General features: G+C 39.2%; 17 protein-coding genes. 13 read left to right on the plus strand and 4 right to left on the minus strand.

From position 1 onward, the window contains the following. Nucleotides 1–524, minus strand: a 524-nt coding sequence (locus KH943_RS05710; protein ID WP_304108776.1) for a malate:quinone oxidoreductase, incomplete at its 3' end; no start/stop codon positions are given. A gap of 451 nt (nucleotides 525–975) precedes the next feature. Here KH943_RS05710 and KH943_RS05715 point away from each other — a divergent pair. The 13 genes from KH943_RS05715 to KH943_RS05775 all read left to right on the plus strand — a co-directional run bounded on the left by KH943_RS05715 (nucleotide 976) and on the right by KH943_RS05775 (nucleotide 9,890). Beyond that, nucleotides 976–2,484, plus strand: coding sequence for a sodium-dependent transporter (locus KH943_RS05715; RefSeq protein WP_304108779.1), 1,509 nt, complete (start codon nucleotides 976–978; stop codon nucleotides 2,482–2,484). Between the two features lies 1 nt (nucleotide 2,485). Next, a complete protein-coding gene (locus KH943_RS05720; protein WP_039851557.1) occupies nucleotides 2,486–2,578 on the plus strand; it encodes a methionine/alanine import family NSS transporter small subunit in 93 nt (30 codons plus the stop codon). A gap of 67 nt (nucleotides 2,579–2,645) precedes the next feature. Then, nucleotides 2,646–3,305 (plus strand): thiamine ABC transporter ATP-binding protein, encoded by a 660-nt coding sequence (gene thiQ / locus KH943_RS05725; protein WP_304108819.1) that lies wholly within the window; start codon nucleotides 2,646–2,648, stop codon nucleotides 3,303–3,305. Nucleotides 3,306–3,351: 46 nt separating this feature from the next. Beyond that, on the plus strand, nucleotides 3,352–3,876 hold the full coding sequence (yceD, locus tag KH943_RS05730; RefSeq protein ID WP_304108786.1) for a 23S rRNA accumulation protein YceD: 525 nt from the start codon (nucleotides 3,352–3,354) through the stop codon (nucleotides 3,874–3,876). Between the two features lie 16 nt (nucleotides 3,877–3,892). After that, on the plus strand, nucleotides 3,893–4,063 hold the full coding sequence (gene rpmF / locus KH943_RS05735; RefSeq protein WP_005598552.1) for a 50S ribosomal protein L32: 171 nt from the start codon (nucleotides 3,893–3,895) through the stop codon (nucleotides 4,061–4,063). Nucleotides 4,064–4,084: 21 nt separating this feature from the next. Beyond that, entirely contained in the window at nucleotides 4,085–5,110 is a 1,026-nt protein-coding gene (plsX, locus tag KH943_RS05740) for a phosphate acyltransferase PlsX (protein WP_304108789.1), read from the plus strand. Nucleotides 5,111–5,219: 109 nt separating this feature from the next. Beyond that, nucleotides 5,220–6,170 carry a beta-ketoacyl-ACP synthase III gene (locus tag KH943_RS05745; RefSeq protein ID WP_304108792.1) on the plus strand — a complete coding sequence of 317 codons (951 nt, stop codon included), beginning with the start codon at nucleotides 5,220–5,222 and terminating at the stop codon, nucleotides 6,168–6,170. A gap of 150 nt (nucleotides 6,171–6,320) precedes the next feature. Beyond that, a complete protein-coding gene (trmB, locus tag KH943_RS05750) occupies nucleotides 6,321–7,070 on the plus strand; it encodes a tRNA (guanosine(46)-N7)-methyltransferase TrmB (protein ID WP_304108795.1) in 750 nt (249 codons plus the stop codon). A 101-nt stretch (nucleotides 7,071–7,171) separates the two neighbouring features. After that, nucleotides 7,172–7,513: a YggL family protein gene (locus tag KH943_RS05755; RefSeq protein ID WP_304108798.1), complete on the plus strand. Its 342-nt coding sequence runs from the start codon at nucleotides 7,172–7,174 to the stop codon at nucleotides 7,511–7,513. Nucleotides 7,514–7,600: 87 nt separating this feature from the next. Continuing rightward, nucleotides 7,601–8,137: a YggT family protein gene (locus KH943_RS05760; RefSeq protein WP_304108802.1), complete on the plus strand. Its 537-nt coding sequence runs from the start codon at nucleotides 7,601–7,603 to the stop codon at nucleotides 8,135–8,137. Then, nucleotides 8,137–8,436, plus strand: a complete 300-nt coding sequence (gene yggU, locus KH943_RS05765; RefSeq protein ID WP_304108822.1) for a DUF167 family protein YggU — start codon at nucleotides 8,137–8,139, stop codon at nucleotides 8,434–8,436. The genes KH943_RS05760 and yggU overlap by 1 nt, the downstream gene beginning before the upstream one ends. 365 nt (nucleotides 8,437–8,801) lie before the next feature. Beyond that, the gene (locus KH943_RS05770; RefSeq protein ID WP_179225277.1) at nucleotides 8,802–9,479 is read left to right on the plus strand and encodes a cation diffusion facilitator family transporter; all 678 of its coding nucleotides are present in this window, start codon (nucleotides 8,802–8,804) and stop codon (nucleotides 9,477–9,479) included. A 24-nt stretch (nucleotides 9,480–9,503) separates the two neighbouring features. Further along, entirely contained in the window at nucleotides 9,504–9,890 is a 387-nt protein-coding gene (locus tag KH943_RS05775) for a MerR family transcriptional regulator (RefSeq protein WP_114908414.1), read from the plus strand. A 111-nt stretch (nucleotides 9,891–10,001) separates the two neighbouring features. On the opposite strand, the gene cpdB is transcribed toward KH943_RS05775, so the two are convergent. The 3 genes from cpdB to KH943_RS05790 form a co-directional block, all read right to left on the minus strand. Continuing rightward, nucleotides 10,002–11,975: a 2',3'-cyclic-nucleotide 2'-phosphodiesterase gene (gene cpdB / locus KH943_RS05780; RefSeq protein WP_304108811.1), complete on the minus strand. Its 1,974-nt coding sequence runs from the start codon at nucleotides 11,973–11,975 to the stop codon at nucleotides 10,002–10,004. A gap of 91 nt (nucleotides 11,976–12,066) precedes the next feature. Then, a complete protein-coding gene (gene aphA, locus KH943_RS05785; RefSeq protein ID WP_005709754.1) occupies nucleotides 12,067–12,774 on the minus strand; it encodes an acid phosphatase AphA in 708 nt (235 codons plus the stop codon). 81 nt (nucleotides 12,775–12,855) lie between these two features. Further along, on the minus strand, nucleotides 12,856–13,240 hold a 385-nt coding region (locus KH943_RS05790; protein WP_304108816.1), incomplete at its 5' end, for a sigma-70 family RNA polymerase sigma factor.

The following is a 13,240-nucleotide window of genomic DNA, read 5'->3' on the forward strand; positions in this document are numbered from 1 at the left end:
TGCTCAATCAATGTGGCTGCAAGCGGTTCATTTCCTTGACGCTTTTGCATCATCAATGGAATCCATTTCGCTAAAGTTTCCCGATCGTCTGCAAATTGCATTCCTTCAAACAACGGATGTTGAACAAGCGCTTCAAATCGTTTGCGTAAGAAATTGACATCTTTTTCACCTTGCACAAAGCTCATATGAGGCAGTTTGCGGATAAATTCAGCTGGGTTTTCAATATCGCCCTTTGCGACCAAGTAAGACCACATTTCAAGCGAGAGCTGATATTTTTCGTTGATAGTTAGGGCTTTAGTAATATCAATCGAACCGTTTGCTTTTTCAGCCGTATAATTTAGTTCACACAAGGCGGAATGCCCTGTACCTGCATTGTGCCATTCATTAGAACTTTCTGTTGCCACCGCATTTTGAGCTTCAAAAATAGTGATACTTTGCTCGGGCAGAATTTCTTTAATCAGCGTGCCAAGCGTACCGCTCATAATACCTGCACCGATTAAAACAATATCAGATTGGTTTGCCATAATTTCCTTCTTATTTACTCTTTTAGTAGCATAATGATTGAATAATAATCGGGAAAAATCGGCTTTGCAAACGGTTGCGACAAGATATTTTGCTGAATCGTTTTAGTTTTGTTGAAAACAGAAATAATCTATTTTTCAGTGCAAAAAAAACAGATAGGTTAAACGCTTTTTATCACTCAATTTAAAAACAAATCTTAATGCTATTTTTCGATTATAAAACTATTCACAAAAACTGTAGAGTAGATTATTTTAGATTTTAAATCTAATTTATTCTGTATTTTATAGAATAAATCACTGGTATGTTTTATAAAAACCTATCAAAGTTTTATATTCCTCTTCTTTACTTTCTAATCACTTCGGCATATTCTTCACACCATGCGAATTATTCGCAACTTATTTGATTTATCTCAAGCAAATGTTTATATTTTTAACTTTTTAGAGGAACTTTTCCGTGTCTAATCAAACTACCCACAAACGCGAAACCTTCTCAGGTCGTCAAGCGTTTATTATGGCAGCTATCGGTTCAGCCGTAGGCTTGGGAAACATATGGCGTTTTCCTTATACCACTTATGAAAATGGTGGCGGTGCATTTATCATTCCTTACATCGTTGCACTTTTAACTGCAGGGATTCCGCTACTTTTCTTGGACTTTGCGATTGGTCACCGCCATCGTGCAGCCGCTCCGCTTTCATTCCGTCGCTTAAATAAACACTTTGAAGTGTTTGGCTGGTGGCAAGTAATGGTGAATGTCATCATTGGCTTATATTATGCAGTAGTATTAGGCTGGGCAGCCATTTATACTTTCTTCTCATTTAGCAAAACGTGGGGCGATAAACCTGTTGATTTCTTCGTCGGTGAGTTCCTTAAAATGGGCGATATTGCACAAGGTGTGAGTTTCGATTTTGTTAGCTTAGTTACAGGTCCATTAGTTGCTGTTTGGATTATCGCACTTTGCGTACTTGCATTCGGCGTGCAAAAGGGGATCGCTAAAGTTTCTAGCTTATTGATGCCAGTGCTTGTCGTAATGTTTATTGCGTTGGTAATTTATGCTTTGACTCTACCTGGTGCAACAAAAGGCTTAGATGCGTTATTCACGCCAGATTGGTCAAAATTAGCAGATCCAAGCGTATGGATTGCAGCTTATGGGCAAATCTTCTTCTCGCTTTCAATCTGTTTCGGGATTATGGTAACCTACTCTTCATACTTGAAAAAAGATTCAGACCTTACCAGCACAGGCTTGGTGGTTGGCTTTGCAAACTCAAGTTTTGAAGTGTTAGCAGGTATCGGTGTGTTCGCAGCGCTTGGCTTTATGGCAACGGCTGCAGGTCAAGAAGTAAGTGAAGTGGCGAAAGGTGGTATCGGTTTAGCCTTCTTCGCTTTTCCAACCATCATTAACGAAGCACCAATGGGCACGGTTTTAGGCGTGTTGTTCTTCGGTTCACTTACCTTTGCAGCATTAACTTCATTTATCTCAGTGATTGAGGTAATTATTGCTTCCATTCAAGACAAACTCAAAATGGGGCGTGTAACTGCGACTTTCGTGGTTGGCGTACCAATGATGATCGTCTCAGTGATCTTATTCGGTACCACAACAGGCTTGCCGATGCTAGATGTAATGGATAAATTTGTGAACTACTTTGGTATTGTAGCGGTCGCTTTTGCTGCCTTAATTGCAATTGTAGCGAATGGCAAACTTAGTACATTAGGTCACCACATCAATAAAACTTCATCATTCAAAGTCGGCACTATCTGGCGTTTATGCATTATCGTTACCACAGGGGTTTTAGCGTTTATGCTATTAAGTGAAGGCGTAAAAGTGTTTACCGAAGGCTATGAAGGTTATCCAAACTGGTTTGTTAATACTTTCGGTTGGGGAATGGCAATGCTCTTAGTTATCGTGGCGTTTATCCTGTCTCGCTTACCGTGGAAAAACGAACCTGAATTTAACGTGGAGGAATAATATGAGTACATCAGCAATTTTAATGATGGTTGCAGCGTTAGTCATCATCTGGGGCGGTTTAATCCTCTCGATTAAACGCTTACCGAAAGAGTAAAAAAGAAAGGCTGATTTGGATGAATCAGCCTGTTTTATCCATTATCCATTTTATTTATTACTCCTCAATGATAAACCTTAATATTACTTTTGATTATGAACAGATGCCGATGCAATTCATGCTTTCTATCCAAAAAGGTGAGCGTGTGGCAATTATTGGCGAAAGTGGGGCGGGGAAAAGTACGTTATTAAACCTCATTGCAGGCTTTGATTTGCCAACAAGCGGTGAGATTTGGCTGAATAATTGCAATCATACACAAACGGATGTGACAAGCCGTCCTGTTTCAATGTTATTCCAAGATAACAACCTGTTTCCGCATTTAACGGTAGCACAAAATATTGGCTTGGCGTTAGTACCAAGCTTAAAGTTGAATGCGAGGCAAAAAGCTCAAGTAGCGGATATTGCAGAAAAAATGGGAATTGCCGAATTTTTAGAGCGTCGAGCTGATCAGCTTTCGGGAGGGCAAAAACAGCGAGTAGCACTCGCTCGCACATTACTACGCGATCAACCGATTTTGTTATTGGATGAACCATTTTCTGCACTCGACCCAAAGCGGCGTGAAGAGCTACAACAGCTTGTTGCAGAACTTTGTGCGGAGCGACATTTAACGCTGTTAATGGTAACTCATCAAATCAAAGAGAGCAGGACATTGTTTGATCGGGTACTTTGTATTGAAAATGGACAAATTATAAGCGATTGCCCTGACAAAATTTATAAAAAAAGCTGATTTTCCTTTTGACTATTTGACGTTCTATCTGTAGTATATTGACCCTATGCAAAAGGTAAAACTACCCCTAACAATTGACCCATATAAAGACGCCCAGCGTCGAATGGATTACGAAGGCTACTTTCCAGCGAGTCTTTTAAGCCGTTTGGGTGAATCTGTTGGTCAAGTGCTAAGCGATGCACAAGTTACTCTCTCGTTATATGTTGATCCGCAAAAGCTCGTGGTGATTAAAGGCACGGCGACAGTTAATGTGGAGCTCTGTTGTCAACGTTGTAGTAACCCATTTACGCAAACGCTCGACTGCATATTTTGTTTCAGTCCAGTGTCAAATATGAATCAGGCGGACGATTTGCCCGAAATTTATGATCCGATTGAAACTAATGAGTTCGGTGAAGTAAATTTACTAGATATGATTGAAGATGAGTTTATCATTGAATTGCCTCTAGTCCCGATGCATGATGCTGCACACTGTGAAGTGTCCACGCAGGAACAGGTTTTTGGCGAATTGCCTGAAGAACTGGCGAAAAAACCGAACCCGTTCGCTGTATTAGCTAATTTAAAAAAGAACTAACTTAGGAGTATAGCCAATGGCTGTTCAACAAAATAAAAAATCTCGTTCACGTCGTGATATGCGTCGTTCACACGATGCATTAACAACTGCTGCAGTATCAGTAGACAAAACAACTGGTGAAACTCACTTACGTCACCACGTTACTGCTGACGGTTACTACCGTGGTCGTAAAGTAATTAACAAGTAATTCCTTTTTTAGAGGTTTAACTTGAATCATCTAACTCTTGCGTTAGATGTGATGGGCGGGGACTTTGGTCCCCGTATTACTATGCCCGCCATACAAAAAGCATTGGAGTCCAACCCAAGGCTTACTGTTCTTTTATTTGGTGATCAGCAACAGGTTGATCCAATTCTGCAAACTTTTCCAGAAGCACTACAATCTCGCATTCAATTTCAGCATACAGACAAAACCATTGATCCCGAAGTGCCTTTTTCGGTTGCAATGCGTCAAAGCAAAAACAGTTCTATGCGTTTAGCTATTGAAGCGGTTGCCAATGGGCAAGCGGATGGCTGTGTCAGTGGTGGTAATACGGGTGCTCTGCTTGGCTTGGCAAAATTATTGATTGCCCCGTTGCCGAATATTGATCGCCCAGCACTCACTTCGCTTATTCCAACCATGAATGGTAAATCTACTGTGATGCTCGATTTAGGGGCGAATGTAGAGGTCAATCAAAAGCAACTTCTTCAATTTGCTGAAATGGGTAATATTTTTGCTCAAGCTATTTTGGGCTTGGTTTATCCTCGTCTTGCTTTACTGAACATTGGTACGGAAGAGAGCAAGGGCACACAAGTGTTGCGAGATGTAAACAAAATTCTGCACAGACGTTATGACATCAATTATTGCGGATTTATTGAGAGCGATAAGCTAATGAATTATTTGACGGATGTGATTGTCTGTGATGGTTTTAGCGGCAATATGGCGTTGAAAGCATTGGAAGGGGCAGCGAAAAATATCATCTCTTTACATAAAGAAAAAGGGGGGTCTCATCTCTGTTCGTTGGTCAAAAATTTCTTTATGAAAGCATTTTTGTATCGTTACTATCGCAAGTTGCAAGAAATCAACCCAGACAGACACAATGGGGCAACTTTGCTTGGCTTATCAAAAGTTGTAGTTAAAAGCCATGGTGGAGCGAGTGCGAATGCTTTTTTCTATGCAATTGAATACGCCATTCAGCAGATTGAACACAAAATTCCTGAGTGCATTCAGCAAAAATTAGTGAGTTTAGCCCACTGATTTGCAAAACTTTACCTAAAATCGCTCGCTTGTTTTCCTATAAATTTTGGCTACTTCAGGCTATAATAGTTAAATTTTCCATAATTAAAAATATCACTGAGAACAAAATATGAACAGCAAAATTTTAGCGACAGGGAGTTATTTACCTAAGCAAATTCGAACCAATGCTGATTTAGAAAAGATGGTGGACACTTCAGATGAGTGGATTATCACCCGTTCAGGTATGAAAGAACGCCGTATCGCAATGCCAGATGAAACCGTTGCGACAATGGGTTTTGAAGCAGCAAAACGATGTTTAGAGCAAGTTAATTTAGATCCACAAGAGATTGATTTAATTATTGTAGGCACAACGAGCAACTCACATGCTTATCCAAGTGCTGCTTGCCAAATTCAAGGCTTGCTTGGTATTGAAGATGCAATCTCATTTGATGTTGCGGCAGCTTGCACAGGCTTTGTATATGCATTAAGTGTAGCTGATCAATTCGTCCGCACAGGCAAAGTGAAAAAGGCGTTAGTGGTGGGAGCTGACCTTAACTCTCGCAAATTAGACGAAACCGACCGCAGCACAGTGGTGCTTTTCGGTGATGGTGCAGGTGCAGTCATTTTAGAAGCAAGTGAAGAGCAAGGCATTATTTCAACTCATTTACACGCTTCTGCTGACACTAAAGAATCGCTCGTCTTACCAAACGCAGAGAGAACCGAGCCAAAATCGGGCTTTATCTCAATGCAAGGCAATGCAACTTTTAAATTGGCAGTTCGCGAGCTTTCGAATGTGGTCGAAGAAACTTTACGCGAAAATAATTTAGCTAAAAGCGACTTAGATTGGCTCGTACCTCACCAAGCAAATTTACGCATTATCACTGCAACTGCAGAAAAATTAGAGATGTCGTTAGATCAAGTGGTGGTCACAGTAGATCGCTATGGTAATACTAGTGCTGCAACCATTCCTGTGGCATTAGATGAAGCTGTGCGTGATGGGCGTATTCAACGTGGTCAACTATTGTTGCTTGAAGCTTTCGGCGGTGGCTGGACTTGGGGTTCAGCGTTAGTGCGGTTTTAATAATTTTGGTAGGGGGTGAATAAAGTTCACGCACGTGAGCGGTTGATTTTCTGATTATTTTCGCAAAATGTACGTGAATTTTTAATCCACATACCCTACACTAAAATACCAAAAGTACTGAATTTTCAGTGCTTTTTTATTGAGAGAAAAATGTCAGTAAAAATTACCTTTGCAGATAAAAAGCGTAAAACCGTTGAACAGGCGGAGTTTACCGAAGATGGACGCTACTTACGGAAAGTGCGTAGTTTCGTATTGCGAACTGGGCGTTTGAGCGACTATCAACGCGATATGATGAACAACAATTGGGCAAATCTTGGCTTAGATTACCAAAGCACATCCTTTAATTTCCAAGAAATTTTTGGCAACGACAATCCAGTGATTTTAGAAATCGGATTCGGTATGGGGCGTTCGTTGGTGGAAATGGCAGAGCAAAATCCAGACCGCAACTACATCGGTATTGAAGTTCACACGCCTGGCGTAGGGGCTTGTATTGCCTATGCATTAGAAAAAGGTGTGAAAAATTTACGTGTGATTTGTCATGATGCAACCGAAATTTTACGTGATAGCGTTGCCGATGGCACATTAGGTGGCTTGCAACTTTATTTCCCTGACCCGTGGCAGAAAGCAAAGCACCACAAGCGCCGTATTGTACAACCTGAATTTATCACTCGCGTATTAACCAAACTTCGCTCGAATGGTTTTATTCATTTTGCGACCGACTGGGAAAACTACGCAGAACATATGCTTGAAGTCTTACGCCAATTTGAAAATGAATTAGAGAACACTTCGGCAACGAATGATTTTATTCCTCGCCCCGATTTCCGTCCATTAACTAAATTCGAAGAGCGTGGGCATCGCCTCGGTCACGGCGTTTGGGATTTATATTTCCTCAAAAAGTAATAAACAAGCGGTGAAAAAGGCTTGAAAAATCGTAAAATGTAACCATCTTTTGCCCAATCAAGTTTCGCCAATTTCAACGAACATTCCATAAGGAGAAAAATATGGCTATTCAACGTAACGCACGTCAGCGTAAAAAAATGCACTTAGCAGAATTCCAAGAATTAGGCTTTTTAGTAAAATTTAACTTTGCGGAAAGCACAGGCATCGACCAAATTGATGCAACAGTTGATCGTTTTATCGACGAAGTGATCAAAGCAAACGGTCTTGCTTATGAAGGCAACGGTTACCTCGCTTGGGAAGGTTTAGTATGCTTAGAAAAAATTGGCAAATGTGATGAATCACACCGTCAATTAGTGAAAACTTGGTTAGAAAACAATGGCTTACAAAACGTACAAGTAAGCGAATTATTCGATATCTGGTGGGATTTCCCAGCAGAAGCTTAATTAAGTATTTTCATCTCGAGCGGTCAATTTTTGCAAAAGTTTTACAGAAATTGACCGCTTGCTTATATTAGATTAAAAGGAAATAAAATGGAAATAATCGGTTCAATTTTGTCGGTCATTATCGGCTTTTTCACCTTTATTTTAATTCTACGTTCTTGGCTAGAATTTTGCCGCATAGATCCTCGAATGCCACTTTCACAATCATTATTGAGAATAAGCGAACCTGTGCTTGCCCCCATCAAAAAAATCATTCCAACCCGCAAAGGCATCAACTTCGCAGCGATTTTATTAGCTGTAGTGTTACTGATGGCAGAAAAATGGATCGTATTTGGCTTATCTGTTCCACTTGCTGTATTAGCAGGCGTATTAGGTGTAGTTAAAACCTTTGGGCAAATTCTCTTCTTTACCACCTTGATCCGAGCGTTAATGAGCTGGGTGACTCAAGGAAACCATCCGCTTGATTATATGGTGGCACAAATCACAGAGCCTGTCTTAGGTATTATCCGCCGTATCTTACCTCGCACGGGAATGTTAGATTTCTCTGTAATGGTACTTGGCTTTGCGTTAATTTTGCTAAACAACGTGTTCTACAATATTTTCGGCGTATTATGGGCAATTGCATAATGCAAGCGGTCGAAAAAGTAGAAAATCCTGACGGCATTCGGTTGCGAATTTTCCTGCAACCGAAAGCCAGCCGCGATCAAATTGTCGGCTTACATGATTGCGAGCTAAAAATCGCCATTACTGCCCCGCCTGTGGATGGTGCAGCAAATGCTCATCTGCTTAAATATCTCAGCAAATTGTTTAAAGTGCCGAAAAGTAGCATTATGCTAGAAAAAGGCGAATTGCAACGGCATAAGCAAATTTTCGTGCCAAGCCCGAAGCTGATGCCGAAAGAGATTGCGAATATATTAGCAACATAACAAAAAACGGCACTTTTGTGCCGTTTTGCTTATCTATTTACAACTCTCAACAAATCAATCTACTATCGCTCAATTATTTTTCTTGTTTCCATTCCACCATAGCTTCAACAAAATTCAATAATTTCGCCCGATCTTTCATATTTAGTGTGCAAGTAATTCGTCAAATTGGCGAGATTTCAACGCCAACTTAAAAACAAAGTTAAATTTAGCCAAAACTGGCTTTTCGGTAAAACAAAATTGTTGAATTGGTTTGGGTATCGAGTCTACGTCAGCACCTGATTAAATGTACGTTTTATGACTTGACATTGTAGTTACTACAGACTTTATGATTCTTGCAAAGTAAATTAAATAGTTAAGGAAATAAAATGAAAGAAGTTTTTATAGTAAAAAATCATAGTCCTAAAGAATATCAGCAGCATGCATCTTGTCCTCATAGTCAAATTTCTAAAAATAAAATGGTATTAGGCATTAGTTTTGCAATTATTACCTTCTATATGGTTGTTGAATTTCTAGGGGGATATTGGTTTAACAGCCTTACTTTAATGGCTGATGCTGGGCATATGGCAAATGATAGTTTATCTATTTTTTTAGCATGGATTGGATTATTTTTAAGTCTAAAATGGCAAAAATGGTTAGCTTTAATCAATGGAATTTCATTAATTTGGGTTGCTATTTGGATTTTTATCGAGGCTGTAACACGTTGGCAGGCTCCGATAGAAATAGACGCTTTGCCAATGTTAGGTGTAGCTTTACTAGGGTTTGGGATTAATTTGTTGGTAGCTTTTATAATGCTAAAAAGTAATCGCCATAATTTGAATATTCGTGCAGCATATTTGCATGTTTTAGTAGATTTATTTGGTTCGGTTGTTGCTATTATTGCAGGAATAAGTGCTTGGTGGTTAAATTGGCAGTGGGTTGATGTAGTTGCTAGTGGTATCTTAAGTATTTTTGTATTACACAGCGGTATTTCTACAGTTTTTCAAGCTGTTAAATCATTGTATGATAGAAATACACATTTCTTATTAGATGATCATTCTCATTAAAGTAAAAAATTGCTTGAGGAAATAATGAAAATTAGTGAATTAAGTAAATCTACACATACTAATATTGAAACTATCCGATACTATGAAAAGCAAGGAGTATTGCAGCCACCTAAGCGGTTGGTTAATGGTTATCGATATTATAATGAAGAGAGCGTAGAGCAATTAAACTTTATCAAAAAATGTCGGACATTGGGTTTCTCTTTAGAGAATATTAAGGTACTCAATCGTATTAAATTCAGTATGGAAGATCATTATCAGGCGGATCAATTAGTACTGAATCAACTGATTCAAGTGGAAAATAAAATATCTCAATTATTAGAAATTAAAGCTTTTTTACAGTCCATTGTTACCGAAAGTGAACATAATGAAGAGGAATGTAAAGCAATAGAAGGGTTGAAAAGTATAAAATAAAGAAGATAGATTGCGAACTAAGTAAAAATCTCTAAAAATTTGACCGCTCTTTAGGAAGAAAAAATGCCGCCTAAATTTTAATTTTTAGACGGCATTTTATTTTTCTAGCTACTATTTCGACAAATCAATTTGATACACTGCAAAACCGATTTCGTCAGTACCCACCTGTTTCATCGGGTATTGTGCTTTTTCAGCGATAAATTTCGCCGCTTGTTCGCTTGGCGATGTTTCAAAACGGACATCTAATTTATCGTTACCTGTGATAGGCACAAAACGCCAGTTTTTATCCGCATTTGGATTGACTGAACCCTCTTTCTCACTGGTTGCTTTAATATAATCAGCCAAAATTTGACGGCTTTCATCTGGTGAAGCGTAAACAATATGTTTATCACCAGTACCTGGGAATTTATTGCCGTAAGCACGATAGTTATTAGTTGCAATTAAAAATTCTGCTTTTGGATCAACTGGTTTACCTTGATAAGTAAGATTTACTACACGATGCGAATCTGGGTTGATAAGTTTGCATTCGCCGTCGTAACGAGCAGGTTTGGTTAGATCGTATTCATAATTAACACCATCAATCACATCAAAGTTGTAAGTACGGAAGCCTTCCCAGTCGATTAATGATTGTGGTTTATCACTGGTAGGGTCAATTTGTTTAAACATACCTGCACTGCACTCTAACCATTCTTTTAATTGTTCGCCTGTGGCTTTAACAACCACTAGCGTATTTGGATAAAGGTATAAGTCTGCCGCATTACGGAAAGTTAATTCACCTTTGTTCACTTCGGTATAGCCCGTTGGGTCATTTTTACGACCACCCGCTTTAAATGGAGCACCTGCACTTAAAATAGGCAAACCAGCCATTTCTGCCACACTTGGTGCCACTTTTTCAACGTATGCTTTTTGTGCTTGGTTCACTATTTGGATGGTTGGATCATCTTGCACTAATGCAAGGTAGCTATACATATTGTCTGTGGCTTTACCGATAGGTTGAGACACAAATTTACGAGTTGCTTCGTGAACTGGTGCCAAAAGAGCGGTGATTTCTGGATCATTTTTTGCAAGTGCTTTTTTGGTTTCTACATCATAAATTGGGCGAAGAACCGCTTTGCCTGAAGTAACAATCCATTTGCCTTTGTGTTCTGTTAAGCCTAAATCTACCACACTGATATTATTTGCCCAATAGCCAGCCATACTTTCTGGTACGCCTTTTACGGTACCATTTACGATGTCCGCATTTGGTGATTTCGCAAATTCTTTATTTGGGAATAAACGGTGTGAGTGACCAAAAATAACTGCATCAATATGTGGAACATCTGCCAAATAGAATGCCGAGTTTTCAGCACCTTCTTTATATGGTTCATCAGACGGGCCAGTGTGAGCTAATGCAACGATAATATCAGCCCCTTTTTTCTTCATTTCAGGGACATATTTTTGTGCTGTTTTTACAATATCACGGGTTTCCACTTTACCTTGAAGGTTTGCTTTATCCCAAACGATAATTTGTGGCGGTACAAAACCGATATAACCGATTTTTAATTTATGTTTTTTGCCATTATTATCCACCACAGATTTTTCTTGAATGACATAAGGTGTGAAATAAGGTTCTTCAGTTCCAACTTTTACTACGTTCGCATTTACAATCGGGAATTTAGCTTGTTTGATGGCATCTGCAAGATAATTGAGACCATAGTTAAATTCGTGGTTACCTAATGTACCCACTTCATAATTCATCGCATTTAAACAATCGACCGCAGGGTTAGATTTGCCTTCTTTATAGCCTTGTGCAGCTTGATAGTCTGCAATTGGATTACCTTGAATTAGGTCACCGTTATCTACTAATACACTATTTTTTACTTCAGCACGTGCTTGACGAATAAGGCTTGCCGCACGAGTAAAACCGAATTTATCAGTCGGTGCATCTTTATAATAGTCAAAATCGGTCAAGAAGCTATGAACATCTGTTGTTGCCACAATGCGTAAATCAACATCGCTTTTTCCTTTTGCAATCGCAAAACGGTTTGCACTTAATGCTAGGATGCTAGTTGCTCCAATTTGAATAAAATGGCGTCTGTTCATCATAAAAACTCCACAAAAATTTTGAAAAAGTAGGCGGATAGAAATCCGCCCACATAAACATGTTTATCCTATTTTAAGGTCATTCAACACTATTTTAATAGCTTGAATTGATTAAAACTTCTTCGCCATAGCCACCTAAAGTTGGCATTGGTTGGTAAGTTGAGTTTGCCGCACGCATTAGACGAATACCGCGAATGCCTGCTTCTTTCGCAGCTAAAATATCATCATCGCTGTCGCCATAGTGGATTGTCACTTTATGAGCAATAATACCAGGGGTTTTATTATATTTTGTCGTACGTTCACGACCACCCATAAATTCCACTGGATGCATATTTTTAATATCAAATGCTTTTTGTAATACAGGGGTTACGCCATCGGTTTTACCTGCTGTACGACCTGTAATAAAGTAAATTTGGTCTCCACGCTCTTGGTGCATTTTGATTAAATCTGCACCAATTTGTTTTGGAATTGAGTAATTATCACACCCTGCATTTACTTCATTCCAGAAGTCTTGGTTTTTTAAGTAATCTTGTTTGCCTGGTGAGTATTTTTGCTGACCGTAGTAGAAGCAAGGACTGCTAAATAACACGGTGTCGTCAATGTCAAAGCTCACATTAATCGGTGCTTTGCCCTCTAATTCTTTTTTAATTTGATCAACTGAAATCCAGTGAATGGGTTGTTCAACCAACATTTCACGGGCGTTAGTGCCTGATTGAGTGTAAGGCTCAGTTTTAGACGCAAATGCTGGCATCATTAAACTACCGATAACGACTGCTAATGAGAGTTTAGTTAATTTGTTCATAAAGAATCCTCTGTTTATGATTGAAATAAGCGGTCAACTCTTCACAAAATTTTGCAAAAAATTGACCGCTTGAAAAAAAGATTAATCGTCTAAGAAACTACGTAACGTTTCAGAGCGACTTGGGTGGCGTAATTTACGCAACGCTTTAGCTTCGATCTGACGAATACGCTCACGGGTGACATCAAATTGTTTACCTACTTCTTCGAGCGTGTGGTCGGTATTCATATCAATACCAAAACGCATACGCAACACTTTCGCTTCACGCGGGGTTAAGCCTTCCAATACTTCATTGGTTGCAATACGTAAGCTTTCTGCCGTTGCAGAATCTAATGGTAATTCAAGACTTTCGTCTTGAATGAAATCACCTAAATGTGAATCGTCGTCATCACCGATAGGCGTTTCCATTGAAATTGGCTCTTTAGCAATTTTCAACACCTTACGGATTTTATCCTCAGGCATATTCATA

The organism is Haemophilus parahaemolyticus (genome assembly GCF_018373095.1).
Lineage (GTDB): Bacteria > Pseudomonadota > Gammaproteobacteria > Enterobacterales > Pasteurellaceae > Haemophilus_A > Haemophilus_A parahaemolyticus_A.